Annotated in this window: 24 protein-coding genes and 1 pseudogene; 2 read left to right on the top strand and 23 right to left on the bottom strand. The window is 31.6% G+C overall.

The window, feature by feature from the left end; genetic code table 11:
• Positions 1–14: 14 nt before the first annotated feature.
• From JG776_RS06775 to JG776_RS06840, 14 genes are all read right to left on the bottom strand, one after another.
• Positions 15–329 carry a cupin domain-containing protein gene (locus JG776_RS06775; RefSeq protein ID WP_291965919.1) on the bottom strand — a complete coding sequence of 105 codons (315 nt, stop codon included), beginning with the start codon at positions 327–329 and terminating at the stop codon, positions 15–17.
• A gap of 165 nt (positions 330–494) precedes the next feature.
• Positions 495–1,736: a uracil-xanthine permease family protein gene (locus tag JG776_RS06780; RefSeq protein ID WP_291965920.1), complete on the bottom strand. Its 1,242-nt coding sequence runs from the start codon at positions 1,734–1,736 to the stop codon at positions 495–497.
• Between the two features lie 403 nt (positions 1,737–2,139).
• Positions 2,140–2,772: an ABC transporter ATP-binding protein gene (locus JG776_RS06785; RefSeq protein WP_291965923.1), complete on the bottom strand. Its 633-nt coding sequence runs from the start codon at positions 2,770–2,772 to the stop codon at positions 2,140–2,142.
• Positions 2,773–2,777: 5 nt separating this feature from the next.
• The gene (locus JG776_RS06790; protein ID WP_291965925.1) at positions 2,778–4,409 is read right to left on the bottom strand and encodes an iron ABC transporter permease; all 1,632 of its coding nucleotides are present in this window, start codon (positions 4,407–4,409) and stop codon (positions 2,778–2,780) included.
• A gap of 45 nt (positions 4,410–4,454) precedes the next feature.
• On the bottom strand, positions 4,455–5,519 hold the full coding sequence (locus tag JG776_RS06795; protein WP_291965927.1) for a Fe(3+) ABC transporter substrate-binding protein: 1,065 nt from the start codon (positions 5,517–5,519) through the stop codon (positions 4,455–4,457).
• A gap of 203 nt (positions 5,520–5,722) precedes the next feature.
• Positions 5,723–7,153: an MFS transporter gene (locus JG776_RS06800; protein ID WP_291965929.1), complete on the bottom strand. Its 1,431-nt coding sequence runs from the start codon at positions 7,151–7,153 to the stop codon at positions 5,723–5,725.
• A 179-nt stretch (positions 7,154–7,332) separates the two neighbouring features.
• On the bottom strand, positions 7,333–8,052 hold the full coding sequence (locus tag JG776_RS06805) for a sulfite exporter TauE/SafE family protein (RefSeq protein WP_291965931.1): 720 nt from the start codon (positions 8,050–8,052) through the stop codon (positions 7,333–7,335).
• Positions 8,042–10,084, bottom strand: a complete 2,043-nt coding sequence (locus JG776_RS06810; RefSeq protein WP_291965933.1) for an alpha-glucosidase — start codon at positions 10,082–10,084, stop codon at positions 8,042–8,044. Before JG776_RS06810 ends, JG776_RS06805 begins: the two co-directional genes overlap by 11 nt.
• A 166-nt stretch (positions 10,085–10,250) precedes the next feature.
• Positions 10,251–10,913, bottom strand: coding sequence for a DUF4867 family protein (locus tag JG776_RS06815; protein WP_291965935.1), 663 nt, complete (start codon positions 10,911–10,913; stop codon positions 10,251–10,253).
• A 9-nt stretch (positions 10,914–10,922) separates the two neighbouring features.
• A complete protein-coding gene (locus JG776_RS06820) occupies positions 10,923–12,239 on the bottom strand; it encodes a fucose isomerase (RefSeq protein WP_291965937.1) in 1,317 nt (438 codons plus the stop codon).
• Positions 12,229–13,110, bottom strand: coding sequence for an NAD(P)-dependent oxidoreductase (locus JG776_RS06825; protein ID WP_291965939.1), 882 nt, complete (start codon positions 13,108–13,110; stop codon positions 12,229–12,231). The genes JG776_RS06820 and JG776_RS06825 overlap by 11 nt, the downstream gene beginning before the upstream one ends.
• 2 nt (positions 13,111–13,112) lie before the next feature.
• Entirely contained in the window at positions 13,113–13,778 is a 666-nt protein-coding gene (locus JG776_RS06830) for a transaldolase family protein (protein WP_291965941.1), read from the bottom strand.
• Between the two features lie 122 nt (positions 13,779–13,900).
• Positions 13,901–15,121, bottom strand: a complete 1,221-nt coding sequence (locus tag JG776_RS06835) for an ROK family transcriptional regulator (protein WP_291965943.1) — start codon at positions 15,119–15,121, stop codon at positions 13,901–13,903.
• Positions 15,122–15,170: 49 nt separating this feature from the next.
• Entirely contained in the window at positions 15,171–16,019 is an 849-nt protein-coding gene (locus tag JG776_RS06840) for a YitT family protein (RefSeq protein ID WP_291965945.1), read from the bottom strand.
• Between the two features lie 231 nt (positions 16,020–16,250).
• Between JG776_RS06840 and JG776_RS06845 the strand changes: the two genes are divergently transcribed.
• A complete protein-coding gene (locus JG776_RS06845) occupies positions 16,251–16,421 on the top strand; it encodes a zinc-ribbon domain-containing protein (RefSeq protein ID WP_027309191.1) in 171 nt (56 codons plus the stop codon).
• A gap of 28 nt (positions 16,422–16,449) precedes the next feature.
• Here the strand turns inward: JG776_RS06845 and JG776_RS06850 are convergent, their stop codons facing one another.
• From JG776_RS06850 to JG776_RS06860, 3 genes and pseudogenes are all read right to left on the bottom strand, one after another.
• Positions 16,450–16,926: a hypothetical protein gene (locus JG776_RS06850; RefSeq protein ID WP_291965948.1), complete on the bottom strand. Its 477-nt coding sequence runs from the start codon at positions 16,924–16,926 to the stop codon at positions 16,450–16,452.
• Positions 16,927–16,941: 15 nt separating this feature from the next.
• Positions 16,942–18,217 (bottom strand): annotated as a pseudogene (locus tag JG776_RS06855) (ArsB/NhaD family transporter).
• 147 nt (positions 18,218–18,364) lie between these two features.
• A complete protein-coding gene (locus tag JG776_RS06860) occupies positions 18,365–19,162 on the bottom strand; it encodes a VCBS repeat-containing protein (RefSeq protein WP_291965949.1) in 798 nt (265 codons plus the stop codon).
• A gap of 179 nt (positions 19,163–19,341) precedes the next feature.
• Between JG776_RS06860 and JG776_RS06865 the strand changes: the two genes are divergently transcribed.
• Positions 19,342–21,354 (top strand): methyl-accepting chemotaxis protein, encoded by a 2,013-nt coding sequence (locus JG776_RS06865; RefSeq protein ID WP_291965951.1) that lies wholly within the window; start codon positions 19,342–19,344, stop codon positions 21,352–21,354.
• Between the two features lie 43 nt (positions 21,355–21,397).
• Here the strand turns inward: JG776_RS06865 and JG776_RS06870 are convergent, their stop codons facing one another.
• The 6 genes from JG776_RS06870 to JG776_RS06895 form a co-directional block, all read right to left on the bottom strand.
• Complete coding sequence (locus JG776_RS06870; protein ID WP_291965964.1) at positions 21,398–22,072, bottom strand: Crp/Fnr family transcriptional regulator; 675 nt, start codon at positions 22,070–22,072, stop codon at positions 21,398–21,400.
• 72 nt (positions 22,073–22,144) lie between these two features.
• Positions 22,145–22,585, bottom strand: coding sequence for a gamma-glutamylcyclotransferase (locus JG776_RS06875; RefSeq protein ID WP_291965966.1), 441 nt, complete (start codon positions 22,583–22,585; stop codon positions 22,145–22,147).
• Positions 22,579–23,220, bottom strand: a complete 642-nt coding sequence (gene pcp, locus JG776_RS06880; protein WP_027309187.1) for a pyroglutamyl-peptidase I — start codon at positions 23,218–23,220, stop codon at positions 22,579–22,581. The genes JG776_RS06875 and pcp overlap by 7 nt, the downstream gene beginning before the upstream one ends.
• Before the next feature lie 26 nt (positions 23,221–23,246).
• Positions 23,247–24,203, bottom strand: coding sequence for a DUF979 domain-containing protein (locus JG776_RS06885; protein WP_073248710.1), 957 nt, complete (start codon positions 24,201–24,203; stop codon positions 23,247–23,249).
• Between the two features lie 15 nt (positions 24,204–24,218).
• Positions 24,219–24,920 carry a DUF969 domain-containing protein gene (locus JG776_RS06890; protein WP_291965969.1) on the bottom strand — a complete coding sequence of 234 codons (702 nt, stop codon included), beginning with the start codon at positions 24,918–24,920 and terminating at the stop codon, positions 24,219–24,221.
• Between the two features lie 212 nt (positions 24,921–25,132).
• Entirely contained in the window at positions 25,133–25,888 is a 756-nt protein-coding gene (locus JG776_RS06895; RefSeq protein ID WP_291965971.1) for a SprT family zinc-dependent metalloprotease, read from the bottom strand.
• Between the last annotated feature and the right edge of the window lie 514 nt (positions 25,889–26,402).

Raw genomic sequence — 26,402 nt, forward strand, 5'->3', positions numbered from 1 at the left:
CCTATTTTATATAATTATTTTGTTGGTGCTGGAGCCTTTACAACAATTAATTCTAAAACTTCATCGTGCTTATTACCAACATTCATCTTTGTATTAACAGGTATTTTAAGCACAGTTCCCTGTTTGTATTCGTGAACTTCCTGTTCGTTTAGTCCTATTGATAGTGTTCCTCTTAAAACTGTCATATAAACATTTGAATTTGAGTAGTGCTCTGGTAGTCCCTCATCCTTATTAAAAATCATATGGATGTAATGTACATTTTCATCCATAATAACCCTCTCAACTATTTTTTCATTTCCAAGTGTAAGCTGATACACCTTCTCAACCATATTCAATTCCTCCCTATTCTTTTTTATTTACATTATCACAACCTCATATATTTTCTCTATGATATAAATCACAATTTCATTAATTTATTATTTATTAATTATGCAAATAAAAACCGTAGGAACTCAATCTATTCCTACGGTTATAGTATTGCCTATATTTCATTATTATCTTCTATTTAACACTGCATTTACAACAACACCTACTATTGCTGCAAAGCTTAAACCTGATATCTTAACTGTTTCTGTTACTGGAATTCCTATGTTTATTCCTGTATAGGTTGGCATAAGTCCTAAGACTAAAACCGTTGCCATAACTATTATGTTCTTCACATTAAACTCAACCTTGCTATTATTTATAGTTTGAACACCTATTAGGGCTATCATTGAGTATAGCATAAAGCTTATTCCACCCATTACTGGTACAGGTATAGTCTTTAAAAAACCTCCAACCTTACCTACAAACCCTAATACCATTGCAAAAACTGCTGTCATTCTTAAGATTGATGGATCGTAGTTTTTAGTTATTGCAAGTACACCTGTGTTTTCTCCATATGTTGTATTTGCAGGTCCACCTATTAATCCTGCCACCATTGTCGCAAGTCCATCTCCAAGTAGTGTTCTATTAAGTCCTGGATCCTTTATAAAATCTTGTCCTACAACTTCACCATTTGTTGTTATATCTCCTATATGTTCCATAAAAACTGCAAGTACAACTGGTGCTATTATTGCTATTGCTGCTATATCAAACTTTGGAAGAGTAAAGTTTGGCACTGCGAAAAGCGGTGATGTTTTAACCGCTGCAGTATCCACAATTCCCATACCTACTGACAGAATATACCCAACAGTTACCCCTATTATTATTGATAATTGCTTTATAAGTCCTTTTCCTAAAACTGTAACTGATACTGCAGTTAAAAGCGTAATTATTGATACTGTATAATTTGTTTTTGCACTGCCATACGCAACTGGAACTAAGTTTAAACCTATTACCATTATCATTGGTCCTACAACCTGTGCAGGAAGTACCTTTCTTATCCTATCTACTCCTATCTTTTCAACAAGGAAGGATACAAGTACATATATTAAACCTGCTACTACTATTCCACCTTGTGCGTATCTTAAGTCTCCATTATATGCTTGTTTTACTGCAAGTATTCCTGGAATAAATGCGAAGGATGAACCTAAAAAAACTGGTACTTTTTTCTTTGTGCAGAAGTGGAAAATCATTGTTCCAAGACCTGCTGAGAAGATTGAAACTGATGGGTCAAGCCCCGTTAGAATTGGAACCAACACAGTTGCTCCAAACATTGCGATTAAGTGTTGAATTGCAAGTATAACTCTTTTTACCTTTTCCCAAGTTGATACCTCTTGAGCTCTTAATTCCTTTGCTAAAATTTCTTGTGCCATTATAAAACCTCCTCCTTTTTCAGCCTCTCAGGACTGATTTAAAAGTTTTTTAGACATAAAAAAACTTCTTACCCTGCTGGCAAGAAGTTATGAACGCACTTATATATAGTATTCCTGCGTACTCCCAACATCTTACCAGCCTCACGGGACTGATTTAAAGACCACATTCATTTTCTTAATTATACCACGCTCAATATTATATTGCAACCATTTTTTAAGTGCCACCCAGGTGAAATGTGACATTTTCAATATATTGTATTATAAATATAAAAAATCACTCCACCTTGTGATAAAAAATACTACATTTTAAACGCATCTATCACAGGGATGGAGTATATAACTTCAAATGAATTTTTAAAAATCATTTGATGCATAATTTGACAATTTAAACATATGATACTGACTATAGACTAACTATTCTATCCGCCACATCCTTTGCATCCTCTATATCGTGGGTAACAAATATTGAGGTTGTATTTGATTTTTTAAGAATTTCTTTAATTTCATTTCTTATCTTTTTTCTAAGGTCTGCATCTAAATTGCTAAAGGGTTCATCTAACAACAAAAGAGATGGTTTTGGAGCAAGTGCCCTTGCTATTGCTATTCTTTGTTGTTGACCTCCACTTAACTCGTGGGGGTATCTTTTTTTATATTCCTTCATATCCACAAGTTCTAAAACTTCATCTAATATTCGTTGCCTTTCGTTTTTATTTACATTCCCAACTCCAAACAAAACATTCTTTTCAACCGTCATATGAGGGAAAAGTGCATAGTCTTGAAATACCATACCTATTCCTCTTTTCTCAGGCTCTACAAATATATCCTTTTTATTTAATGTATTATTATTAACTATTATTTCTCCACCATTTGGTATTTCAAGACCAGATATTAGTCTAAGTATGGTGCTTTTACCACTTCCACTTGGCCCAAGTAATGCAACTATATCTCCCTTTTCAATCTCTAAATTAAAATTTTTTATCTGATAATCCTTAGCATTTTTGTATTTAAAACTTAAATTTTTTATAACAACATACATAAAATCTACTCCTTATCAACCCTATTTATAAAACTTATTGCTACTATACTAATTAATATAATTATAATTGCTGGAACTGCTGCCTCTTGAAGCATCTCATCTGCTGCATAGTCAAAGGTTCTTGTGGCTAATGTATTAAAATTAAATGATCTTAAAAGAAGTGTTAAAGGAAGTTCCTTAATAATATCAATAAAAACTAATACAATACTACTAATTATCGCTGGTTTTAACATAGGTATATCTACTTTTAAAAAGGTCTTAAAGGTATTTTTTCCAAGTAGCCTTGAGGCTTCAAAAAACTTTTTGCCCATCTTTTCATAGCCAGACTCTATTGCTTGATACGAAACTCCTATAAATCTTATGATATAAGCAAAAAATAACATAAATATACTTGTTGATAAGACAAGTGTCTTGGAGTTTGGATTTATGATTAAATAAAGCCATTTTAAATTTCTATCTATATTAACAAACAAGAGTATAACAGAAATTGCAATAACTGCTGCTGGTATTGAATACCCTATCATTGTTATTTTCGAAATTATTTTAGAGCTGATACCTTCATTTATTCTGCAATAATTTCCTATAATTAGTGAAATTATCGTTATAACAACTGCAGCTAAAATAGATAACGCCAATGTGTTTAATGACATCTTAATAAACGACCCATCAAAAACCCTTTTATATGTTAAAGATGCAAAATAAGTAAGCTGCAAAGTTGGAATTAGAAATGATAATAAAAATAGTAAAGTAAAAAAAACTATAACTAAATTCTTTTTTATTCCTTTAAGTCTTTTTTTTACAACAGGTCTTATTTTAGTTGTGGTGTAGCTATATTTTCTTCTTCCCCTCATAAACTTTTCAAATAAAATTAAAAATACAACACTAACCATAAGTATTGAAGCAATTCTAACTGAAGACTCAACATCTCCAAGCGAAAACCAAGTTTTAAATATAGCTGTTGTAAATGTCTGCACACCAAAATATGAAACAACACCATAGTCACTTAATACCTCAAGTGCAACAAGTGTAGCACCACTTACTATAGCAACTCTTGATATTGGTACTATAACTTTAAAAAATATTTCTATATTTCCCTTTCCAAGAAGTTTTGCACTCTCAACAAGTGTTGCCGATTGTTTTTCTAAAAAAGACTTTGTAATTAAATAAACATAGGGGAATAAAAATATTGTAAGTATAAATACCGCCCCTTTAAGAGACATTATATTAAAATATTTTTGATTAACCACTATATCAAATCTATTTCGAAGAGTAGACTGTATTATACCTGTATAACTTAAAAGTCCATTATATGTGTAGGCACCTATATAGGGTGGTATAGCCATCGGAAGAACCAATACCCATTTAAAAAATCCTCTAAGGGGGAATTCATAAAATGTAACAAAGTAGGCAGATAAAACACCTATAATAGTTGTAAGTAATACAACTGAAATAGTAAGTTTTATGCTATCTATAACATATGCCTTCAGCATATACTGTTTAATATGAGCCCAGTTTTCATTTACAGGTTTTATTAAGTTTAAAATTATTTCTATACTTGGTAATAAAATTAATATTACCATTATATAAGTTATTAAAGACCATCCGTTAAAATGTTTTTTTAATTTTACCTTTTGCATATTCAACACCCTTATTTATTAAGGCCCTAAATTAGGGCCTTTATATTACTTCCAACCAACTTCATTGAATATCTCAACAGCGTGTTTGTTATGTTCTCCAAGCTTTGATATTTCAATATTTTGTCTCTTAAAATCTCCCCAAGATTTTAACAGCTCTGCTGCTTCAACCTTTGGATTTGCTGGATATTCATAATTTGCTTCTGCAAATTGTTTTTGTGCTTCTTGTGAAGTTAAAAACTCAATCAGCTTTACTGCATTTTCCTTGTTCTTTGAAGCCTTTGTTAATCCCACACCACTTATGTTTATGTGCGTTCCGGTTGTCTCTTGATTTGGGAAAAATACTCCAACCTTCTTTGCTGCATTAACTTCCTCTTGATCCTGTGAATTTAACATTTTTCCAATGTAGTATGTGTTTACAATAGCAACATCACCTACTCCTGCTGCAACTGCCTTAACTTGGTCTCTATCGTTTCCTTGAGGTTCTCTTGCAAAATTTTGAACAAGTGCCTTAGCCCACTCTTTAGCCTTTTCTTTACCATTTATCTCTATCATTGAAGCAAGTAGTGATTGATTGTATATATTTGTTGAAGATCTTGTTAAAACCTTTCCCTTCCACTTTGCTTCAGTCAATGCCTCATACGTTGAAAGTTCGCTTGGGTTTACTCTATCCTTTGCATAAACTATAACTCTTGCTCTAACTGTAAGTGCAGTCCAAGTGTTATCCTTATCCCTTAAATTTTGTGGGATGTTTTTATTTACCAAATCTGAATTGAAGGATTGTAAAAGTCCCTGTTCCTTTGCCTTATGTAGTCTTCCTGCATCTGCAGTAATTAGTATATCTGCCTGCGTGTCTTGTCCTTCTCTTGCAAGTCTTTCTATAAGTTCGTCTGATTTTCCTTCAACTACATTAACCTTTATACCTGTCTTTTTAGTAAATTCTTCATAAAGTTTTTTGTCTGTATCATAATGTCTGTCTGAATATACATTTACAACTTGTTCCTTTTGCTGTACTGGTGCTTTTTCTTTTGCTGTCTTTGCACAACCTGCAAATATTGATGCTGATAGTAATAGTGCTGATGTTATTGAAAGTAATTTGATTTTCTTGTTCATATTGAACCTCCTTATTGAAATTATATCTTATTTGAGAACAATTATCAATTTCATTATAAGGAACATATTCAAGATTGTCAATATGAAATTATAAAAAAATACCTAAGCAAAATATGGTGTACTTGTTTGTTAAGTGCACCATATTTACTTAGGTATGATATTACATATTTTGGATAATGTCACATTTCACCTGGGTGGCACTTTTAGCACCATAGGTTGTTATAGTCTATTCCAGTTAATTCTTTGCATATTTTTTTAGTCTCCTCTTTTGCCTCCTCCTTCTTTCCACCCATTTTTAATCTCTCTATTTCGCTCTGAAGTATTTTGTGTCGCTCTTGTGTCATAGCATATTTGCTTGCAAAGTATAAGGTTAGTAGTATAAATATTATTGGAACGATGCTAAATAGTATTTTTATACCAATTATTGTTGATGATGACTGTTCTACATATTCTCCGACTACAGTTGGTCTCTTATATCCAACAATTTGAAGCATAAATCCAATAAATGCAATAGTTATACCATTAGCAAGCTTTCTTAATAGGGTTGCCATACCTGCATAAACGCCTTCTCTTCTCTTTTTTGTTATTATTTCATCTACATCTGCAATTTCAGGAAGAATTGACCAAGGAACTAATACTGATACGGATGTTCCAAACCCACTTAAAGCTGCAACTAAATATACTAAAAACTTTGGTGAAGATGGATTTAAGAAAATAGAAGTTATTAGTGCAATTATCCACATTGTAAATCCAAACTTTAAAGGTGTAGTTTTGGTATATTTCTTGGCAACCTTTATATTTATCGGCATAACAATTAGTTGTGTTACTAAGAGAGTTCCAAGTACAATCGGAAACTCACTTGGTCTTTTGATACAACTTGTTAGATAATATATAAAAAGGGTTGTTAGAAAATCTACTGCAGTTTGGCAGCTTATAAATATACCTGAATAGATTCTAAAGGATCTATTTCTAAAAACCTGAATAAGCTCATTAAAAGGATTTTCATTGCTAATAATATGTTCTTTTTCCTCATAAGTTCCTTTAAATACAATAAACCAAGGAAGTGAATAAAGCACTGCAAAAGCTATACCCATAACCATATAACCTGTTTTAACACTTGTACCAAAGCTATTTACTATTATTTTAGGAACAACTCCTGCAAGTATTGCTGAGGTAATTGAAAAAATAAGCCTTACTCCTGTGTATGAGGTTCTTTCTTGATAGTCCTTAACCATTTCTGGAAGAATTGAGTTGTATGGTATCATAACCATTGTAAAGGCTGTATTAAAAAGTAGATATACAAATAGATAATAAGCAAAGAGGTAGTTTTTATTTATTCCAAAGGAATACCACATCAGAGAAAAACTTATGAAGATAGGAAGTGAACCAAATAAAAAGTATACTCTTCTTCTGCCATACTTAGATTTTGTTCTGTCTGATAAAACACCCATAAGTGGATCAGATACTGCATCCCAAATCTTACCAATAAGCATTATAATTCCTGCAAGGGCTGGGTTTATAAGTTCAACATCGGTTAAATAGTTTAAAAATAAAAGACTTATTAGTAAAAATGCTCCGCCACCAAATATGTCCCCACAACCATACATTAGCTTCCTTTTAAAATCTTTTTCCATAATACCCCTCCTAAAACGTTTTCTATTAGCCACAAAATTAATCTGTTTAAATGTAATTACATAATTAAACCTATATAAGATTTTGATTTTAAAAGTAAAACAACCTAAACTTTCATTCTCTTGCTTATAAGATAAAAAAGACGGTAACCTATTATAATTACCGCCTTTGCTTAAATGTCTTATTTAATTAATATGCTTAATCCTGATATAAATAGAAGAATATATGTTATCCTCATAAATACATTTTGATCCATTTTTTTATAAAGCACTTCTCCTAAGGCCATACCAAATACAAGTGCCAATATACTTGGTATTAAAAATCCCATAACCTCTCTATTAAACTGTCCTGATGTAATTCCTTTTATTAATATTAGTCCATTCAATATTATCCAGACTAAAGATAGCGTTGCCCTAAAAGTTGCCTTATTTTTCAACTTGTAGGTTGCATATATAACAACAAGGGGGCCTCCAACAACAAACATTCCGTGTATTATACCTGCAAGTAAAAGTATTGCCGATAATACTATTTTGCTTTTAATTTGGGTTTTGTTCTTTTGTAAAACACCCCTAAGCGAAACAAATAGTATAAATATACCTAAAATCTTTAAAAGAATAGTCGGACTGTACATTGAATATATTTTCATACCAATAAAAAGACCTATTAGCATAAGAATAATTATCTTTAAAAATTCTCCCCAGCATATGTCTTTATAGGACCTTGCAACTATCCATATCGATGCAAGCATACCTAAAAGGTTTAATATCTGCTTTGAATTATCAATGCCTATTAATAAAATGGAAAAGGGCATTGCAAGTATAGTACCTGCAAACCCTGTAATTCCTTGAATTGTATTGCTTATTAGTATGATTATAAATAAAAGTATAAGTTTATCTGCCATAATCATCCTTAACCATCTCTTTAAATAGTTTTGTTACTTCTTCAAATAAATCTCTATACTCTGAAGATTTTCTATAAAACACAGCTGGTTTTCCAAAAGGAACATCTACTTCAACATATCCACCCTTATACTCTTGTCCTGTTGGCATATGTATCCACTCATCTTGTGGCAGGTATACACTCCATTTGCTCATCCCTTCTTTATATACTGGTGCAACTAATATGTCTCTTCCATACATATATTGGTATTGAATATCATAGGTATTTTTATCATCCTCATAATGCATAAATAGAGGTCTTTGTACTGGTATTCCCTCTTCAGTATTTTGTTTTACTAAATCCTTTAGGTATGGTGAAAGTTTTACATACACACTTGTCATAAGTGCTAAATGCTCTAATGCACCGTCATCATCATAAACTTGGAAGTTTTCATCTGGTCTGTTACCTTCGTGGGTTCTCATAACAGGAGTAAAGGCTGCCATCTCGGCCCATCTTAAGAAAAGTTCCTTTGTTCTTTTAAGTCCAAATAATGAAGTATATCCACCTATATCACTATGATGTAGGCCATTTCCCATCATTCCACTCGATAGTGCACCTGGTATTACAGATGCAAGTCCATCGTGAATGGAAAAATCTACGCTTTGGTCTCCTGCCCAAAGTAATGTGCAGTATCTTTGAACACCTGTAAATCCAGCTCGCATAAAGAATAGAATTTCACCTAATTTACCTGTTTCCTCAAGTGCTTCGTAGTTACACCTTGCCCATATTGTTGGCCAAGCATTATGCATAATCTCTGCCGATACTCCATTATATAGTTTACAATCAGTTGGGAGGTATTCACCAAAATCCGCCATCCAGCCATCTAATCCAAATTCAATGAGATTCTTCTTTATCACACCCTTATACCATTCGAAGGCCTCAGGATTTGTAAAATCAACTATTCCACAATAAAACTCACCAAAATCTACAAGATAGTCCTCGCCGTTTAGTTTTGTTGCCAAATATCCCTTTTCATATGCTTCTTTATAAAGGTCTCCTTCTTTTATTAAATATGGATTTATATATCCTAAGAATCTTATGCCCTTGTCCTTAAGTTCCCATATCTTCTTATCCAATTCAGGATACATTTGAGGGTTCCATTTCCAGTTCCAGAATAATCTCTTTCCAAAGGAGGTTATTTTTCTTCCCTGCCAGTCTTGACACCAAAGCCCGCTTAACTTGACTCCCTTTTCTAACGCTTTATTCATTTTTTCTAAGGCTCTATCTGTTCCTCCTTGAACTCCTAAAATTAGTCCATTATAAACCCATTCTGGTAAAAGGGGCTGTCTTCCAAAGAAACTACTTATTTTTGATACCAATTCTATAAATGTTTCTGCCGTCTCAAACATAATGTATTTTGGTATACTCCAAACTTCAAGTTCGTGATAATATTTATTTTTAAAATTAAAATCCATATATGCACTGCTTTCAAGATGACAGTAGTATTTCCTCATTGAAACAAAGGTTGGTTGAGGGTAATTTGTATTGTAGTAATCTCCTCCTGCCTTTCCCATTACATCTGCCATCCAGGTAATATATGTGCTTTTATCTCGCCCAACTCCAGGTTCTGATGTCCAAAGGGGGAAGTTTCTCCCCCTAAGATTAAAGTAGGACATCTGTTCCCCACAGCCGTAAACCTTTTCATCCTCATCGGCATCAATTCTAATCCAGTATCTATTTATAGTGCCTGTGCTTCTTTCAAATTCAATGTAGAGCCTATCTTCCATCTCTTTTACACATAGGCTTAAGCTGTAACCATCATTGCTATATAAATCTATATATACCTTTTCACTGTCTTTTTTTATATTAAAATGTTTTAGGGGTACTCTTGAAATCTTATAATCTTGTATTTTGAAATTTCCTCTATACATCTCTATTTCTGCCTCACCATATCCTACATAAAAGGCAGGTTTAGAGAAGGTATGAGTTAGTAGATTTCTATCATTATACTCTATTAAAAATCCTTCTTTATTTTCCTGAACCTTGAATGTCATAAAATTCACCCCACATTATGCCTTAACGGATTCTCCAGTTACACTCTTTACATAACCTACATATTTCTTATTCCATCTATCTAAACTCAACTTAATTAATATTAGTGCAACTACTGTTACAATAAGTAGTGTTGTCCAGAATTTTGAACCTATTCCATTAACAATACTATATTTTTAATTCATAATTCATACCAACAAGCCCTCTGTGGGCTCCCCTGTTTATTAAATCCTGCCTATCCCCGTGTGCTATTATCCATTTATTTTTCATAAAAAGCAGTCTCTCTTCTCCTACCCCCTCTCCACATTTTGTTATTGGTGTGTTTGTTCCTTTTGGCAAAATTACAACACACTTAAAACCATCGTCACTAACTCTGCAGGGTGCAAAGTGCATTGTAGTTGAATATATTTCTACTGCAGCACCCTTTGGTAGATAAAATGCCTTTACATTGCGTGTGTCTAAATTCAGCCCATCCATATCAAAAACCCTTGAAAGAAATAGCACCAAATCAGTTACTGCTACGTTTACCTCACTTCCCTTATGGTATTCAAGGGCATTTAGCCTTGAGTTATTCCCATTGCAGTAACCTATTTGTATATCCATAAAACCATATACACCCTCTTGTATTTTATCCTTTATATTTAAAACCTCCATCTCCTCACAGGAGGCTACATATATATTCCCTTCATTTGGAACGCAGGTTTTTTCATCCATATACCTAATAACCTCGCTAAAATCATACCCCTCTAAAACTCTACCATAGTCTTTAAATTCTTTATCATAGACACTATATATATTAAAATCGTTTTTCTTCTTTAACTCATATAACATATTATCCCCTCACTCTATAACTTCAAAGCCTTGAAGATTAGCAAATGTCTTAAACACATCAACATAATCTCCATAAACCATTGCAACGTGGTGTGCTATTCCCTTTGATGTAACTGTATTTAAAATATCCTTTATATGTTTATCAAATTTAACCTTTGCATATGTTCCCTTAAGTTCCTTCTCCATAGGAATAGCCTGTCCTCTTTCTATAAATACCCTTGTCTTGCCTCTTGCAGAATCTATACGCATTATGGTTATTTCACCTGATTTCATTACAAAATCTGCTGTTACTCCCTTTCCTCCTGCAAAGTATGTATCAAGGCTTCTTACACTCTTTCCATCCCAAAGTCCTGCTGGTGCCACCCCACAGTGCCACATAAGTGCATAATCTCCTTCTAAATTTACCTGCGAAAGATCTGCTAAGAATGGTTTGTCTCCTCCTGCCGCCTTTATTGCATACATAGAAAGTGCTGCTTCAACATCTCCCTCACAGGCTGTTATAAATCCCATATCTTGAAGTATGGACATTGCTGCACAAGGTGAAATTCCATAGGTTGCTGCAAACTCTGGCCAGCACCTCACAGCAATTGCATCTAAGCTATTGTTACTCATAAACTTCTTTGCCGACTCAACAAGATATGCAACCTTTTTAACCTGCTCCTCTGTAACACCTGAACAATCAAATATATTTTTTACGTTTTCAATAGCATCTTCAAGCTCTTCTCTGCCTACCTCATTTGAATACATATCAGCAATTTCATAATGATCTACTAAGACTCCTGTATTTTTGTAAGTCGAAAGAGGTTCTGTTCCTAAGTTGAAAAATCCGTGGGCATTATAACCTACCAATCCTATATGTGCACTCTCAAGAGATTTCTTCATCCTTAGTGCATCTATCCACTTACTGTCTATTGTATCAGATACTATACACATAAAATTGTCGCATCCTGACTTATATAAATTTGATGCATTTAAGTTTACACCACACACTGAATTTAGCCTTATTTTACCTCCATTATATGGGAGTTCATTGAATGCCCAAAGCAGGATAGGTTTTCTTATTTCTTTATATAAAATAAGTGCCAAGTGTCCAAGATGGAAGGTTCCACTTATTATTACAAGTCCGTCTACTCCAAAGGATGATATTCTCTGTGCTGCATTTTTTGCATCATCTATTTCTATAACCAAGTCCTCTATAAAACACCATTCAACATTTTCTATTTTATTTAATTCCTCCATCTTTTCTTTATAAATTTCAAAGGCGGCATTATAATCAAATGTTTTTCTTGCAAGACAAACAACGCCTATTTTTACATTATGCTTCATTATCCCCACCGTCCCCCTCTTCATTTGAAACAATTAGATATGTTGCTGAAAAATCCTTATCAGAATAATTTTCTACTGCCCTATCATAGATATCCTTTACAAGATTAAATCCTTTTAGGTTAAGTCCTAAATTCTTCATCATATTAAAGGCAATATTTACATCTTTATGCATATTAGCAACTGAAAAGGCTGTCGTAAAATCCTTATTTATAATTGCTTTATGCTTTGTATCTAAATAAAAATTTTGTCCTCCCCCATAGGAAATAGCCTCAACCACATCATTTAAGTTCATTCCAAGACTCTTTGCAAAAACAAACATTTCATTTACGCTATTTTGTATCTGAGCAACCAACATATTATGAATTATTTTCATATTAAGCCCCATTCCATTGCTACCAAGATATATAATATTGCTTCCCATACAGCTAAGATAAGGCTTTATCCTCTCATAAGCCTCTTTGTCTCCGCCTACATATATACCTAAAGTACCTGATATTGCAGCTGCCTTTGACTTTACAACCGGTGCATCAAGCATAACTGCTCCCTTCATTTGTACTTCCTTTGCAATCTCCCTTGATACCTCTGGCTCGATTGTACTCATATCAACCCAAATCTGTCCTTCTCTTAAATGAGGAATAAGTTCCTTTGCAACCATCCTTACGTGTTCACTCTTTGGAACCATAGAAAAAATTACATCACAGTTTTTGGCTATATTCTCAATACTTTCTGCTGCTTTTGCACCCTTATCTACAAGCTTTTCAATTTTAGATTTATCAACATCATATACATAAACTGTTTGTCCAGTCTTTTTAATTAGATTTTCACTCATTGATTCTCCCATTATCCCAAGCCCAATAAAACCTATACTCAAAATTATTCCCCCTTTTCTGTGTTGTCCCAAGCATCCTTAAATATGTTTAATCCATAGTCTGTAAATGGGTGATAGAAGCTTTCTTTATAGACTGCAAAACCACAGGTTACTATATCTGCTCCCATCTTTGCTGCATCAACTATCTGTTTACCATTTCTTACTGCTGCAACAATAATCCCTGTTTTAAAATTATAATTTTTGTAAATGTCCACTATGTCTTTAATATACTGTGATGTATCTTCTCCTGAACTTTCCTTCCATCCTATAAATGGAGAAACAAATTTTGCTCCTATTCTTCCAGCTTGAATTGCCTGTGATGGAGTAAAGACTAATGTAACGTTTGTTCTAATTCCTATCTCCTCAAGGTGCTTTGCTGCAATAAGACCTTGTTCTGTACAAGGGATTTTTATAACAAAGTTTTTACTAAATTGTGCAATCCTTTTAGCCTCCTCTATCATTTCATTTGAATCTATAATATGTGGATTTATTTCAACCGATATAGGAAAGTCCTTGCTTTCAAATTCCTCTGCAAGTTCCTTTATAACTGTTAAAAATGGTTTTCCACTTGCCTGTATGTGCCTTGGATTTGTGGTAACACCGTCTATCCCCCAATTTTTATAGGCATATCTTATTTCCTCTATCTTTGCACTGTCTAAAAAGTATTTCATAACAACCCCTCCAATTGATTAATTGTGTTAATTAATTAATTCTATTATAAATTATATTTTTACACTCTTCAATAATATTCTCAATATTCTTGAAATTTTAATTAATAAAAAAAGTAGGTACTTTATAGATACCCACCATTAGATATAAATCTATCTACAACTATTGATATTGGCCCTATTTTTTCTAATTGTCCATTATTTTTACTTCTCTGCAATTTTTCTATTACTGCATCATCCTTTATCTTCTCTACAAAAATATTTTTTATCTTTTCAATTATTATGTCCTTTTCAAACATAGAACCATAAAGAATTATTCTACTTGGATCAAATAAACTTATATAATTTTCAAGGGATAAGCAGAAATAATATAGGGCTTCATCAACTACTCCTACGACTAAATCATCCTTTAATTCATATGCCACCAATACAGTATCTTTGTTTATATCGTATATATTTCCTGACGTTATTTCATACAATATTGGTGTCTTATCTTTACTGTATATCTTTTGTAGTCTATCAACTACTACCCACATTGAGGCTATTGTTTCAAGACAACCTTGTTTTCCACATCTACACTCTAAACCATCAGGATAAACTATTGTATGCCCTATTTCTCCAGCTTTGTTATTGTTACCAGAATATATCTTATTATCTATTATTATGGCCGAACCCACTCCAAATCCATATTTTATAAATAGTAGACTCTCATTATTGCTGTTATCCCTTGAAGATAGTATTTCACCCAAAGCAAGTGTCCTTACATTATTATCAATATACACCTTCATATTAAGGCTCTTTTCTAATTCTTCCTTTATAGGTACGTTTTTTTCTATTATTCCAAAGGAATTTTTACTAACTCCTAAAGTAGAATCAACTTCTCCAATGACTCCAACACCTACACCTAATATATCTTTTCTTTCTATTGAATTTCTATTTAAGATTATACTTATGCCATCCTTTATAATTTCTATTGCTTTTCTGTATCCAACACCTTTTTGAACAGGAACTCTATATACATCAACTATATCCAAATTAAGTCTTCCTAATGTTATTATTATATCTGGTTGCTCAATACAAACTCCTATTACATATTTGTATTTATAGTTTATATCTATATTTATCTCCTTTCTGCCTGCTCTTTTTGTATCCTCAACCTCACCAATTTCCACAATTAAACCCTCTTCTATCATTTCCTTTACATTAACAGTAATTGCGGCTGATGTTAATCCAATAAGTTCTGCAATTCTTTTCCTTGACATTTGCCCGTTATTGTATAAAATCTTTAGGATTTCACCCCTATTTATAATTTTTATACTCTCCATATTTCTCCCCTTTATGTCCATAGCTCTCCTCCCCTATAAGTCAATTACATTAAATGGATAATGTCACGTTTCACATGGGTGGCACTTTAAAGCCTTTGCCCCTAACTTCTGCTGCATCTAAGATTGTTATAAAGGCTCTGTTATCTATTTCAAGTATTTTTCCCTTTACCTTTTCAAGCTGATTTAAGGTTACTATACAGTATATAACCTTTTTTTCGTTGTTTGTATATGCACCTTCTCCATAAAGATATGTTATACCTCTGTGGATATCGTTTATTATATAATCTGAAACCTCTTTTACTCTGTCTGTTACTATCAAAAGCATTTTTTCGTTATTTATTCCCTTTAATGTTTTATCAAGCATCTTTGATGAAACATACATAGATATTAAGGTGTAGAGGGCAGTTTGAATTGAGCTTAATAAACTTCCAAGCATAACCACAAAAATATTTATTCCAAAGGATAGAGTTGATATATTTATACCTAATCTTTTCTTTGTGGCAACAGCAATTATATCTGTGCCTCCCATTGAACCTTTGTTTTTTAGTGCAATTCCTACACCAAGTCCATTTAATACCCCTCCATAAATACAGGATAACAAAATATCGTTAATGTGTATATATTCTCTTATTCCTTTTGTTAGCGTTAAGAATAAAGATAAAAATGCCACTCCTAAGATACTTAATACTGCAAACTCCTTGTCTACTTCCTTTTTGCCATAAAGAAAAATTGGAATATTAAGAAGAAGTACAAAAACTCCAGAAGGAACCTTTGTTATATATTGTAGTAATATTGCTATACCTGATACTCCACCACTTAAAAGTTTGTGGGGAATAATAAAGGCATTAATTGCTACTGCTGATATTAAACATCCTAATGCTATAAAAAAAAATCTTTTTAATGTAAGTTTCAACTCCATCTTTCCATCTCCCAAACCTTTTTTTAAATATTCTATGCAATAGATTATAACATTTAGTTCTTTTGAGGTGTACAAATTTAAAAATATTTTATAAATAATTAAATAATGCTTGTGTTATATTAAATAGTGTGTTATAGTTAATGTATATTCAAAAGTCAATATAATTTCCTCTAAGGAAAGTATCTTGAACTCTTTGAATTAAAAATATATTTTCCTTAGGAGGAATAGGTAATGGATAAGAATTTAGTATGTAAAGATTGTGGAAAGAATTTTATTTTCACAGAAGGAGAACAAAATTTCTACAAAGAAAAGGGATTTGAAAACGAACCACAAAGATGCCCAGATTGTAGAAGAGCAAGAAAGTCTGAAAGAATGAATAATAATAGAAGATTTTCAAGATAAATAAATGGAGAGCATATGCTCTCCATTTTTATAATGTCTCTGGATCTTTTTTAAAGTAAACTCTCCTATCTTCCTTTGCATTATCTTTTATATTTTCCTTTACTTCCTCAATTATCTTATCCATTTGTTCAAACATTTCTTGGTCTACAATATAATAGAAAAATAAATCTTCTAAATTTCTTGCTGTATCTAAAATCTTTTTATTTAACTCTAAAAACTTTTCAAATTTACCACTACTAATAACATTTTTAAATTGTTCAAGGTCTATTTCAATCATATTTACAACGTCCTTAATGTCATCAAAAACACCAGCAATCATTGGATATGGCTTTACCCTTTGAAGAAAATACTTATTCTTTGCATTTATATTGTATGCATAGCTTATCTCATATCCTTCTACATCAAATTTTACAAAACATTGTTTACCTAAAAAACAAGTAACCTTTCCTCCCATTTGTTTTAATATCATTTCGTGCATTGTTTCTTTTACATTAATCTCCTTCATACCCTAACCCCCATTCTATTGTAACTTAAATAAGACAAGATATATTGTAGATATAACTATTGATAATAACATCATAGGAAAACCTATCTTTAAGAAATCCTTAAAAGTAATTTTATATCCTTCCTTCTCCATTATACTAACAGTCACTACATTTACGGAAGCCCCAATTAGTGTTCCATTTCCTCCTAAGCAAGCACCAAGTGATAATGCCCACCAAAGAGGCATTATATTCATACCAGATATTGCTCCCATTCCCTTTATAAGAGGTATCATAGTTGCAACAAAAAGGAATATTATCCAAGAAGGCTGATAAAATAGCTGATGCCCATAGTATAATTAGTCCGGTTAATAATAAATTACCTTTCGTTAAACCTACTATTGCTTTAGCCATAATTGAAATAACACCAACTTCTTCTAAAGTTCCTACTATTGTAAATAAAGCTATAAAGAAGAATATAGTTGGCCACTCTATTTCAACTAAAATTTCATCAAGTTCAACGCCACTAATTAATAACAGTAATGTTGCACCAGTTAAAGCAACAATTGAAGATTCATATCCTAATTGTTCGTGCATAAAAAATCCTAAAATAACTAATCCAAGCACAAATAAGCTCTTAATCAATAATAATTTATCTGTTATGGCACTAAACTCATCTAATTTCATAATTCCATTTTTTAAATTTTGTTCTACCTTCAATTCATTTTTATAAATAAACCTCATAGTATAAACAGTCGTAATTAATATAACTAATATCACAGGAGCTAAATTAACTATAAAATCTAAAAAGCCAATTCCTGCTTCAGAACCTATCATAATATTTGGTGGGTCACCTATTAAAGTTGCTGTACCGCCAATATTCGATGATAATACTTCAACCATTATGAATGGAATTGGATTTATTTTTAAAAGCCTTGATATTACAAGAGTTACAGGAATCATTAATAATATTGTCGTAACATTATCTAAAAATGCAGATAATACTGCAGTCATAATGCCAAACACAATTATTATCTTCATCGGATCGCCCTTTGAAAGTTTTGCCATTTTTATAGCAAGATATTCAAATAAACCTGTTCTTTTAATAATAGATACAATAATCATCATCCCAACCAATACCCCAACGGTTGTATAATCAATAAATTCAACTGCATTTTCCTGTGTAATTATTTTAATTACAAGCAATATCATTGCACCTAACATCGCAGCAACTGTCCTATTTATTTTTTCACTAACTATTAGAGCAAATGTTGCTACAAATACGGTTAAAGAAATAATTTGGACTAAATTCATTTTTTCATCTCCTTTTCCTTTGTTATATATTTAACTTCACCTCAAAAGTAAATAAGACCTTGAAAAGCTCAAGGTCATTTCTTCATTAATATATTTTACTTCGGGAATATCTTAAGTTCAACATAAATTACAAAAACATAACTAACTTCAATATTCTTGCCCAAATATCGCCACATATTGCCTATCAACTTTAAATGCTTTTCCATCCCACTTCAACACTGTCTCAATAAAGCCCAATCCATCTGCCCCATACCTTCCTGATACGCCTTGAAATGCGTAAAGCTCTAAAATACCATCTCTTTCAAAATCAATAGGATAAAGTCCTCCAAGTGGTCTTACAAAACCCTCAATCGGCTCCTTAAGTTTACCATTCTTATCATATATTTCAGATAAATATTCTTTCCCCTTATACTGTATATCTAATGTGTACTTATAACCTAAAGTTTTGCTAATAACATCTACCCTATAATTATCCCTATACATTACACTGTACTCATATTCAGCATTAAACCTATCTGAATCAAATATCTTTTTTAAATCACTATTTAAAAAGGAATAAACATAGCTGTATATTGTTCCTCCGCTTCCCCCTGTATCTATTGTAATCAATATCTCTTCTGCCTTATCCTTCGTAAAGCTACCAAGAAAAAGAGTTGGGTTGTATCCTGCATTGTTTTCTAACCTAACCTTTGTAAATCTCTGTGTTTTTCCACATTGAATAATTAAAGTAATGTTATCTACAAAAGGACTTTCATCTCCATAGGGTTTATTTCCTATTAAAAATACATTGTCCTTTATACCGTCTCCATTAACATCTCCCTTTTTAAAATCTATTATCTGTGCATTAAATACCTTTTTATCTTCATCTCTTGTAAAGACTCTAAATTGATTTTTATGTCTCTCAAATTCCTCAAGAGATACAAAAGGGCATATAAAATTATTCATACCTCTACCTCAAAAATTACTTCAGTTTTATAATATGAAAAAATACACCTACTATTGAATGTTGTTTTTTAAAATTCATTTTATTAAATTTACTTAATACAAATTTAATAAAAAATATAGTTTATTTAAAAAATTTATGCTAAAATATCGTTTGCATACTGTATAAGGAGGGAACGTACTTGAAGAAATTAAATTTCAAAAGTTTGAAGCAAAAACTACTACTTACATCCACAGCACTTATTGTAACAATATCTATAGGTGTTTCATTGGTTTCAATGTTTGTATCAAAAAATTCACTAATTAAAACAGTAAATATGACTCTTCCTGAGGTTGCACAGCAGGCTGCTGAATCTGTGGAAAATGCAATTAAAGCAAACCTAATATCCCTTGAAACAATTGCAAGTGATAAAACATTTACTAACGAGATGGTACCACTAAATGAAAAACTAAATATACTTGCAAAGGCTAAGCTACAATACAACTACATTGGTGTAAGTTATGTTGACGCAAAGGGAAATTTAACCGATACAGATGGTAATTCCTTCAGCATTGCTGGACAAGAAAGTTTTGAAAAGGCAATGAAGGGAATAAGCAACATATCTGACCCTATAATTAGTAAAGTTGATGGAAGTATTCTTGTTTTATATACTGTTCCTGTAAAAAATGATAAGGGACAAGTTATAGGCTGTATTAGTGCAGCAAGAGATGGAAATGAGATAAGTAATTATTCAAATGATATAAAGTTTGGAAAGTCTGGACAAGCATTTATTCTTGATAGAACTGGTAATATAATTGCCCACAATAATAGACAACTTGTACTTGATAAATTTAATGCCATTGAAAAAGCAAAACAAGATAAGAGCCTTAAAGAACTTGCAGATATATTTAGAAAGATGATAGCTGGAGAAAAAGGGGCTGGAGAGTATATATATCAAGGTGTTCGTAAATATGTAGGATACGCCCCAATAAAATCAACAAATTGGTCTGTTGGTATTATGATTGAAAAAAAGGAAATATTAAAGGAACTTACAACACTTCAATTAGGAATCGCAGTAACAACAGTTGTGTTTATAATACTTGGTTCTTTCCTTGTTATACTTCTTGCAAAATCAATTACTAAACCAATAGAAACTGCTGTTGAAAAGCTTGAGGTAATTTCACAAGGAAACTTAACCGAAGAAACTCCAAGCGTTCTTTTAGAAAGATCCGATGAAATAGGTAAAATAGCAAAATCAATTGAACATATGAGAAATACACTTCTTAATATTGTAAAAGATATAAAGGAAAGTGCAGATAGCATAGGTAGCCAAACAGATTATCTTTCATCAATTTCTGAAGAGCTACACGCCTCAAGCCAAAACATCGAGGCTGCAACAAACGATGTTGCACAGGGTACAATAAACCAAGCTCAAGATTTATCAGATATTACTAATATAATCTTTGAGTTTAGTACTCAACTTGAAGGAATAGTAGAATTAATAAAGGATGTATATATTAGCACAAACAATGTAAAACAAATGGCAGATAGTAGTAACAGCGATATGGAATATGCTATTCAATCTATTGAAGGCGTAAATGAATCCTTTAATAAACTAACTGAAAAGATACAGAAAGTTGGGGCTAATGTTTCAAAGATAAATGAAATTACAACTTTAATAAACAACATAGCTGAACAGACTAACCTACTTGCCTTAAATGCTGCAATCGAAGCTGCTCGTGCTGGAGAAGCAGGTCGTGGTTTCTCTGTTGTTGCAGATGAAATAAGAAAGCTTGCCGAACAGAGTAAAAACTCCTCTTCAAATATTGCAAGCCTTGTTTATGATGTATATAATGAAACAAATGCTATGGTTAATACAACAGATGTGATGAAGAAGGAACTTGAAAATCAAATGGATAAGATATATACCGCACTACAGTCATTTAAATCAATTACAACTTCTGTTGATGAAATAGCACCTAAAATAGTTACAACAACTAATTCAATCGAAGAATTAAACAAGAGTAAGGACAGCATAATAAATAAGATTGAATCTGCCTCAGCTGTTGCCGAAGAAGTTTCAGCATCTTCTGAAGAAATTGCAGCTTCAACTCAAGAAATGAGCAGATCTTCAGAGACACTTGCAGAATCTGTTCAACTTCTAAACAATATGAGCCAAAATATGAATGAACTTGTAGGAAAGTTTAGGGTATAAAAATTTTAAGAGCCCCAGTAATAAATTTCATACTGGGGTTCTTTTAAATTATTTTATCTACGTAACTTTGTAGTTTATCAATATCTTTTATTATAATTCTCTTATTTTTAATATCAATTATTCCTTCACTTATAAATCTATTAAGACATCTTGTAATAGTTATTCTTGAACATCCAACATTATTTGCTAACTCTTGATGTGTATAGGACACACTAATAAAAACTTCTTCATCGGGATTTTTTTCTGAACAAGAAGCTAACCTTAATAATGTGTCAGCAATTTTTCCAATTGAATCATTAAAAATAGCAGATGTTAATTGGAGCATTACAATACGAAATTTTCTGGTTATGCTATGTATAAAATATCTATAAATTTCGGGTTCATTTTCTAATACTGTCTCTAAAATATCTCTTTTTACTAATGCAATTTTAGACTTCTCTTTAGCTTTTAATATTGTAACGCATCTACCTCCACAAAAATAAGACATTTCCCCATATATTTCTCCTGGTCTTAAGACATATAGTAATTTTTCATTTCCCATTGAACTTATAATTTCAACCGATAAAATTCCCTCAACTACTATAACTACATATTCTCCACTTTCTATATCTATAATTTCGTTTTTATTATAACTCTTTATGATTCCTTCTTTACTTAATTTCAAAAAGAGTTGCCTCATCTTATCTTGTCTTTTTTGTTCGAACCAATCAAAATACATATTCACCACCCCAACAAATTATTTAATTTAATTATATTAAATTAAAAGAAAAATTTATATATAAAAAAAGAGCTATTTAAGCTCTTTTAAAAAATTTTTCCAACTTCCATATTCGATATAAATGGCATTTTTTAAAAAATCAATATCATTATCTACGTTATAAATATAAGCAAAAGCATAATCTATTTTATTTTCTTCAAAATTTTCAACAACTATTACCTTTCTTATATATTCATTATTTATATTGCCTTCACCAAAATATTGTTCCAACAAATCTAATTCTTTTAATACATTATCAAAATCATTTATTTCAATTAGTTCACCATAAACATAATCATCCCCATCTATCATTGCAGGATAACCCTTATTTTTAAGATGATATAACTTACCCTTTGTTTTTGCATTCTTTTTACTTATCACTTTTCCTTCTAAATATTTTTTGTAATTATACATGCCCTCCATTAGGCTGCCATATACAAATAATTTTGTTATATGACCATATTCTGTTAACATATTGTCCCCTCAGAATTCTTTTTATCATCTTTATTATTTATGGCAGCCTTTATAGCTAACATTAATGCCTTAGAAATCATATCTAAATTCATATAAGGTGTATTAGCTCTTGTTATAACCTGTTCTGGCAAAAATGGAACGTGTATAAATCCTCCTCTTATATGAGGATATTTTTTATTTATTATATACATTAGACCATACATTATATGGTTACACACATAGGTTCCAGCTGTATTTGAAATAGATGCGGGTATATTTGCTCTCCTTATTTCTTCAACCATTGCTTTTATAGGGAGATTTGAAAAATAAGCATTTTCTCCGTCCTCAAATATTTTTTCATCAATAGGTTTATTCCCCTCATTATCTGGTATCCTTGCATCATCTACATTTATAGCAACTCTTTCGATACTTATATCATATCTTCCTCCTGCCTGCCCAACACATATCACTATATCTGGTTGATGTAGTTCAATAAGTTTTTCCAGTTCAATAATTGATTTTTTAAAAACTACAGGAATAGCTGCTTTTATTACTTCAGCACCATCAATGTTATCTTCTAACATCTTAACTGCTTCATAGGATGGATTAATAACATCTCCTCCAAAAGGTTCAAATCCTGTAATAAGAACTTTCATATAATCACCTCATATCGAAATTAATATTAAAATGCCCATACATACATTAATATAATATGAATTATTAGCATAGTAATTGCAACCGGTACTTGATACTTAATAACACCATACTTTTTATCTTTAATCTCAAGAATTGCTGTTGGAACAATGTTAAAGTTTGCTGCCATTGGCGTCATTAATGTTCCACAATATCCTGCTGTAAGTCCTAACATTGAAGCAATAACTGGATTTGCACCTTGAGCAATTACGAAAGGTACACCTATACCAGCAGTTATAACTGCAAAAGCTGCAAAAGCATTTCCCATTATCATTGTAAATAAAGCCATTCCTACACAATATGCAATAACTCCAACTAAAATATTTCCTTGTGGTACAAATCCTTTAATACCATCTGCAATTACAGTTCCAACTCCAGCTGCTGTAAACACTGATCCAAGAGCTGCTAATATTTGTGGTAACATACTAACTGGTCCAACAAGTTCTAATAATCTTCTTGAATCCTCTGCCACTTCTTTAGTACTACCTTTTGTTATAATCATAGCCATTATGAGTGCTACCAATGCTGCAATACCTAATGCAACTAATGATCCTAATTGTTTTGTCCAATATTGAGCAACTATAAATGCTATTATTGCTAAAGCTAAGGCAGGTATAAAAATCTTGTTTCCAATTTTATTTGCCATTTCAGCCTTAAATTCTTTACTTGATTCATTAAATTTATTATACTTAACTAATTTTAGAGCTGATAAAACAGCAAGTAAAACTATCAAATATCCTACCACTGTATCGTCAATCTTAATATTTTTATTTCCCCACAACATTCCTATTCTACTAAATGAAAATATTACTCCTAAAATACCCCAAAATAGTGCTGTTGGAACTCTTGATGGATGGCTTTTATCCTTCAGTGTTACATAAACTGAATAAAATGCTATGATACCACAAAATACATATAGTAATTCAGTTAAAGTATCTTTTAACATATTCATCCCCCCAATTTATACATTTTTAGTTATATCATTTTTTATTCTCATTTTTGAACTATATTTCATATCGAACTTCTTATCATAATATAAAAATTGAAGAGTACCTACTACCATTATTATTAATGCAATAGGTAATGCTGCCTTTGCTGCATCAATTGCTTCTATCTTGTAACCTAATTCCTTCATAACCCCAACTACCAAAAGTACACCACCAGATGCAACAAAAAAGTTTTGTCCAAAGAAATTACCATAGTTTTCAACAGCTCCAGCAAGACCTTTTATTGTTTCTTTATCTTCGTCCTGCATTTCACCATAACGACTTTCACCTGCACCCTGTGCCATTGGAAGTATTAAAGGTCTAATAAATTGAACGTGCCCTCCTATTCTTAATCCAAACATAGCTGATAATGTTCTAATAATTAAGTAAAGTGATGTTAATCTTCCTACTGTAGCTGACTTTATCTTACTTATCAAATATGCTGCCCTCTCCCTCAATCCATATCTTTCTAATAAACCTATTACAGGTAGAGTAATTATAAATATTGACATATAACGATTTGTAACAAAGGCACTACCTAAAGTCTTCATAATTTCATTAAATGACATTCCTGCAACAAGTCCAGTTATAATTCCTGCAAAGACAACTACAGCAATAGTGTCTAATTTTAGAATAAAACCAATGATGATAATTAAAATACCAATAAGTTTAACCATAAACAAACCCCCTTATAATTTTTTTATTATTTTGAAAATAGCATAAATAAAAAATAAATTCTGTAGCAACGGCTACAAAATTTATTTTTGTATATAAGAAAAAAAATATTAAATATTACACCTTACATTTTATATATCATAGTTATATATTAATAACTCATCCAATTCCGTTTAGATTTATTTAAACTTTAGTATTTTTAATGGATTTCAGGTTAATAACTAAAAAGCCTACCCCCATTCTCCTTAAGCCAGTTCTTTTTCTCCTCAAAATCAGGCATAATTTCTTTAACCAACTCCCAAAACTTTTTAGAATGGTTATGGTGCTTAAGGTGGCAAAGTTCGTGTACTACAACATAATCAAGTACATCAAGTGGTACCATTATAAGCCTCCAGTTAAGGTTTATATTACCCTTGCTTGAGCAGCTTCCCCATATAGTTTTTTGCTCTTTTATTACTACTCTATTAGGAATAAGGTTATATTTTTGGCTAAAAAACTTAACCCTTTGTTTAAGCACTACTTTAGCCTCTTCCGTTAACCATTTTATAATCTCTTTTCTTAACATTTGTTCTGTGAAAAAACTCGCTTTTGCCTTTGGTAATTTAATATATAGTTTATTATCTTCCTTATAAATCTTTAACTTATCCACATTATCCTCAGAGATAAATAGGATAAGTTTTGTTCCAAGATAATCTATCTGACCTCCTTTTTTATATTCTATACTCCCTACCTCATTTTTTATCCTTTCTATTTCCTTCAGTTTTTGTACAATCCATTCTGCTTTGTCTTGTACAAGATTGAAGATGTATCTATCATCTGCATATATAGGGGAGGTTACAACTACCTCCCCCTCTCTTGTTATTCTAATTGTTATTGTCTTTTTCTTCTTTTTTATCATCTTATATTCATATACTTCTCCATTGTATATAAACTGTGGCATCTTTAATTCCTTTCTATATGTATTTTTCATAATTTATATATTCTACATTTTATCATATTTCCCTTTTTAAATTATTTTTCCTAATATTAATTACAGTTAGTATATCTATTTCATCTACTCATATAACAAGCATTTTTCACATCTCAAGATGTTTTACCTATTTTGCTCATTTTTCTATAAGATACTTATTTTAAAAGGCTGTTACACATTGCATTTATCTTATTCTAATCCCTTTTGTTACTTCAACATCAAATAATAATATTTACTTATATACATAAACATAAAAACAGCCTTTTGTAAGGCTCAGATTGTTGACAAACATGTTTGTTAGCTAAAATATGAAAAAGCCCCATGAAAGGATTTTATTTGGCTCTTTCATGAGCTTTAGCAATTATTGCTTTTTGACTTTGAAAAAGGCCGTAATTTGGCACAGGAAGTGCCGAGCCGAGCGGCCATCAGGACGATGGCATCGCGAGGGTAGGACTTTTTCAAACAAAGAAAAGCTTAGAATTGCTTAGCGAAATGAATCGATGCCCAAGAAATC

The organism is Caloramator sp., assembly GCF_020054765.1.
Classification (GTDB): Bacteria; Bacillota; Clostridia; order Clostridiales; family Caloramatoraceae; genus Thermobrachium; species Thermobrachium proteoclasticum.

Coding starts and splice junctions, on each gene's coding strand:
- JG776_RS06780 (WP_291965920.1), bottom strand. CDS start 1,736: ATGGCACAAGAAATTTTAGCAAAGGAATTAAGAGCTCAAGAGGTATCA.
- JG776_RS06790 (WP_291965925.1), bottom strand. CDS start 4,409: ATGCAAAAGGTAAAATTAAAAAAACATTTTAACGGATGGTCTTTAATA.
- JG776_RS06815 (WP_291965935.1), bottom strand. CDS start 10,913: ATGTTATATGAGTTAAAGAAGAAAAACGATTTTAATATATATAGTGTC.
- JG776_RS06805 (WP_291965931.1), bottom strand. CDS start 8,052: ATGGCAGATAAACTTATACTTTTATTTATAATCATACTAATAAGCAAT.
- JG776_RS06785 (WP_291965923.1), bottom strand. CDS start 2,772: ATGTATGTTGTTATAAAAAATTTAAGTTTTAAATACAAAAATGCTAAG.
- JG776_RS06895 (WP_291965971.1), bottom strand. CDS start 25,888: ATGAAAAATACATATAGAAAGGAATTAAAGATGCCACAGTTTATATAC.
- JG776_RS06800 (WP_291965929.1), bottom strand. CDS start 7,153: ATGGAAAAAGATTTTAAAAGGAAGCTAATGTATGGTTGTGGGGACATA.
- JG776_RS06850 (WP_291965948.1), bottom strand. CDS start 16,926: ATGAAGGAGATTAATGTAAAAGAAACAATGCACGAAATGATATTAAAA.
- JG776_RS06885 (WP_073248710.1), bottom strand. CDS start 24,203: ATGTTAAAAGATACTTTAACTGAATTACTATATGTATTTTGTGGTATC.
- JG776_RS06840 (WP_291965945.1), bottom strand. CDS start 16,019: ATGGAGTTGAAACTTACATTAAAAAGATTTTTTTTTATAGCATTAGGA.
- JG776_RS06870 (WP_291965964.1), bottom strand. CDS start 22,072: ATGTATTTTGATTGGTTCGAACAAAAAAGACAAGATAAGATGAGGCAA.
- JG776_RS06775 (WP_291965919.1), bottom strand. CDS start 329: ATGGTTGAGAAGGTGTATCAGCTTACACTTGGAAATGAAAAAATAGTT.
- JG776_RS06810 (WP_291965933.1), bottom strand. CDS start 10,084: ATGACATTCAAGGTTCAGGAAAATAAAGAAGGATTTTTAATAGAGTAT.
- JG776_RS06795 (WP_291965927.1), bottom strand. CDS start 5,519: ATGAACAAGAAAATCAAATTACTTTCAATAACATCAGCACTATTACTA.
- JG776_RS06845 (WP_027309191.1), top strand. CDS start 16,251: ATGGATAAGAATTTAGTATGTAAAGATTGTGGAAAGAATTTTATTTTC.
- JG776_RS06860 (WP_291965949.1), bottom strand. CDS start 19,162: ATGAATAATTTTATATGCCCTTTTGTATCTCTTGAGGAATTTGAGAGA.
- JG776_RS06835 (WP_291965943.1), bottom strand. CDS start 15,121: ATGGACATAAAGGGGAGAAATATGGAGAGTATAAAAATTATAAATAGG.
- JG776_RS06830 (WP_291965941.1), bottom strand. CDS start 13,778: ATGAAATACTTTTTAGACAGTGCAAAGATAGAGGAAATAAGATATGCC.
- pcp (WP_027309187.1), bottom strand. CDS start 23,220: ATGAAAGTTCTTATTACAGGATTTGAACCTTTTGGAGGAGATGTTATT.
- JG776_RS06875 (WP_291965966.1), bottom strand. CDS start 22,585: ATGTTAACAGAATATGGTCATATAACAAAATTATTTGTATATGGCAGC.
- JG776_RS06820 (WP_291965937.1), bottom strand. CDS start 12,239: ATGAAGCATAATGTAAAAATAGGCGTTGTTTGTCTTGCAAGAAAAACA.
- JG776_RS06890 (WP_291965969.1), bottom strand. CDS start 24,920: ATGGTTAAACTTATTGGTATTTTAATTATCATCATTGGTTTTATTCTA.